3 protein-coding genes are annotated in these 3,247 nt (G+C 51.7%); 1 reads left to right on the top strand and 2 read right to left on the bottom strand.

The window, feature by feature from the left end; all coding sequences use genetic code 11:
• Positions 1 to 189, top strand: a 189-nt coding sequence (locus tag A1355_RS26085; protein WP_231883622.1) for a hypothetical protein, incomplete at its 5' end; no start/stop codon positions are given.
• Between the two features lie 239 nt (positions 190 to 428).
• Here A1355_RS26085 and A1355_RS09510 read toward each other — a convergent pair.
• Entirely contained in the window at positions 429 to 1,658 is a 1,230-nt protein-coding gene (locus tag A1355_RS09510; protein ID WP_064027368.1) for a hypothetical protein, read from the bottom strand.
• 5 nt (positions 1,659 to 1,663) lie between these two features.
• A partial coding sequence (locus A1355_RS09505) for a carboxypeptidase regulatory-like domain-containing protein (RefSeq protein WP_197471770.1) occupies positions 1,664 to 3,247 on the bottom strand: 1,584 nt, incomplete at its 5' end.

Raw genomic sequence — 3,247 nt, 5'->3', positions numbered from 1 at the left:
CTGGTCGAGACAGGTTCCCAATTCGTCGCCGCTTCCGCCGGGGGGGTGATCCAGCTAATTAAGACTACCGACAGAACCATTATAAAGTTAACCAATACGGAACCGCGAACTTGGCCAACTAACTTTCTCGATATCGTATTACTCAATACGTGCCAAAAAACCGACATCAGTACCCCCGAAAAATTCTAATCACTTGTCATTCCTCGCAACCTGCCTAAATAACTTCAAGCTAAATTAATGTCGCGGAAAGCATTATCAAATCCTGCGCTTTAAATCTAATTTCTTCGCTAAATTTTAGACCTTGAAACCTTAAGAAGCCTCTGATTAATTCGTCATGTCGAATTTCAGCTTCAATCAATACCTTACACACCTGAATTTCTTGAAAAACTGCATTAGTCATAGACTCCTTAAGAGCCGGAAATACTGTTTCAATTAACCTTTTGATTGGTAGCACATACTTCTGAAACCGGCACTCTATCAATCTGTAATCCCATCCAACTGTACCAACCGTCCTGCCGGCGGGCATCTTCCAGTTTTGAAAAATTGCTGACTAAGAAAACGCTTTGTCCAATCGATTCAGGCCGAACATCAACCAGTGATCCGTTAGTCATCATTTGCTTCGTCCAAGTCATCAACTCCTTTCCCTCTGCATTCAGTAATCTGAATTCAGCAGTATCGGAAATTTTACCGTTTGGCTTTGTTCGCCTTGCGAACAGGTAATTATCATGACAAATTCCAGATATCTGCAAATGACTCCCGGCTTCGATTTCATCGAAGTCGAAATGCCAAATCAATTTGGCCTTCTCTCCAACACGATACAAGTACAAACTTGGCGGACTAGGGTTTCGCTTACGACTGACTATTTGTAGCGAGGGCTGAACATGCGTCGTCGATATAAACGACGCATGCTGCGCTAATCTCGGATCGACATCCAATCCTTCCACTTTTACGCTGTCCGCCGCAAACTTGTTATTAACTCTAAAAAGAAAGCTAACTGCTTCATCCAAATTCTTTTTCGCCTTAGCTGCGATGTAAATCGTATCATTAGCCTCCGCAACATCCTCTATTCCGACGATCGGCAATTGGAGGTAGGCAAAATCCACGGACAATTGCTCATCGGAGTCATAGGCCTGGAAAACCAATTTTGACGTTTTTTCCGCATCAACCAAGGCAATATAACCGGTAGAAATGTGAAAAAGTTGCTTGACTGAATTACCGGCCTTAACACCGAACGGCTTCAAATTTACCGATTCAAGTTTTTGTTGCTTTGGACTGTATTTAAATATCTTGAGATCTTTTCCGTTCAGCAAAGGTATCAGATATCCGTCATCTCTCTTGACGATCTTGCCAACGACGGTTTTATCGGCCGCTCTCGCTTCCCATAAACTAATCGATTTACCGGCGCGGCTATCATAGATTAAATATTCGACGCCTTCGGCCTGGCCTGGAAGCGCTTTTGCCTTGCGGTGATCCAGATATTTTTTATACAGGATCGCAGGGGAATCCGCGTCCTCCGGAATCATTCGAATAAACTGTTGATCGATATTTGCCTGATACCTAGCAAATAATGACTCGAAGACTTTGACGTCTGCCGCCGCGAGTTCGACTCGCAGCATCACCGCCAGCACTAAAAAGATTCTCCAGCTAATCGTTTTCATGGCGCTTAGCAACACTCGCAATACTGAGTTTGCCGTTCTTCAAAAGCCGAGCTACCGAAATTGGCAACCCCGTCTTGATAGACCGGACCGATACCACGACAACTCGCGTATTCCTCATCGTATTCCAGACATTGCGACGCCGTTGCATAAGGACAAGGGAAGGGGTAACCGGTATCGCAACTCGCGGTAATTCCGGCGCCCAAGGCGGCATCGCAAGTAGCTTGGCTGGAGCCGCAGGTTTGATAACAAATGTCGTGCAAATTGCACGGCAAGGTCTGGGTCGCGGCAGTCGCATTGGAAATCGTGCCCAACACGGTACCCCAGATCGGATTAGTCACGTACATGTCGTAATTCGTGGCGAACGGCAGGTTGTCCCAACTCTCCAAGTCGTCGGGCGAATTGGAGCAACCGTCGATTTCATGATTTCGTGTGGTGTTCTGCGTTTTTTGAGGGCACTTCGCCAAGCTTGCAAAATCGGCCGGCGTTTTCGGCACCGATTCACCTTGATAGCAACAGCGCGTCGTCGACTCGGGAAACTGACCATCCGGTTTGTTACCGATCGAGCCGTCGGATTGACATTGTTTACATTCCTCGGACGGCTTGTCGCTGGTATCCACGGTTGGAGACGGGCAAGCGGGCTTTTTACAATCGCCGGCAACATCAGCCGGAACGTCGCTCGGGTCGGCTTCCGAGGACTTGCAATCCTTGGGTTTCAAGCAATCGCCCGCCACGTTCGGCACCTTGGGTAAATCGACGATGACGCAATTGCCCTCGCATTTTTGACATTCCCCCGGACTGGCCGCGCACCCACTCCCCCCCGGCTGACTGCCGCAATGCCAGCCTGCCTTAATGACTCCAACGCCGTCATTGGATTTAATGATGCTGCCGTCGGTGCTGACCGTGCCGAGGCCGATCGCTACGAATTCCTCCAGGTCGTGGTCGTAGGAGTACATCTCCACTTGCGCGCCGGGTTTGTGGCCGTCGACGTTGGGCAGGGTCAGCCGGGCCGGCGGGTCGAATTTGGCCCCGACCGGTTGGATGGTGACAATAAACTGCGGCTGCATGCCGTTGGGCGGCGCCATCGGGATTTTGCTGGCGTTGACCGGCGTGACCGAGAGCTTCCCGGTCTTCTTGCCGTCCGGGAAGGTGACCGAGCCGCGTTTGACTTCCAACGCGAAGCCGGGCACGTCGGGCAGGGTCAGCGTGACGTCTTGGTCGCCGACGGTTTTGGCGTTGACGGTGTCGAGTTTGACCAGGTAGATCGGCGCGGACAGCGGGTTGTCGGCACCGGCGATGGTGACCAGGTTGAAGGCCAGGGTCGGCCATTCGCCTTCGGCACTGGTGGTGCTGCCGTCGGCGACCAGGCGTACCGCGCCGACCGGGACTTCGCTGATTTTGAATTGGCCTTGGGTGTCGGTTTGTGCTTCGCGGGTGGTGCCGTCGACTCGGACGGTGACGTTCGGCAACGGGTGTTCTTGGTTGTCGAGCACGACGCCGCTGATGCTGGTCTGGCCGGTCGCGCCGGTTTTTAACGCGGAGGCGGTGAAGCCGGCGTAGAGGCTGGTGCCGACCAGGGTGGCGGTGGCGCG

Origin of the sequence: Methylomonas koyamae, from assembly GCF_001644025.1 — a bacterium.
GTDB lineage: Bacteria > Pseudomonadota > Gammaproteobacteria > Methylococcales > Methylomonadaceae > Methylomonas > Methylomonas koyamae_A.
The sequence above is the reverse complement of the archived record's forward strand: the minus strand, read 5'-3'. Positions and strand labels throughout refer to the sequence as shown.

What these genes read in the sequence shown, in the direction of transcription:
- A1355_RS09510 (WP_064027368.1), bottom strand. Translation starts at nt 1,658, where the DNA reads ATGAAAACGATTAGCTGGAGAATCTTTTTAGTGCTGGCGGTGATGCTG.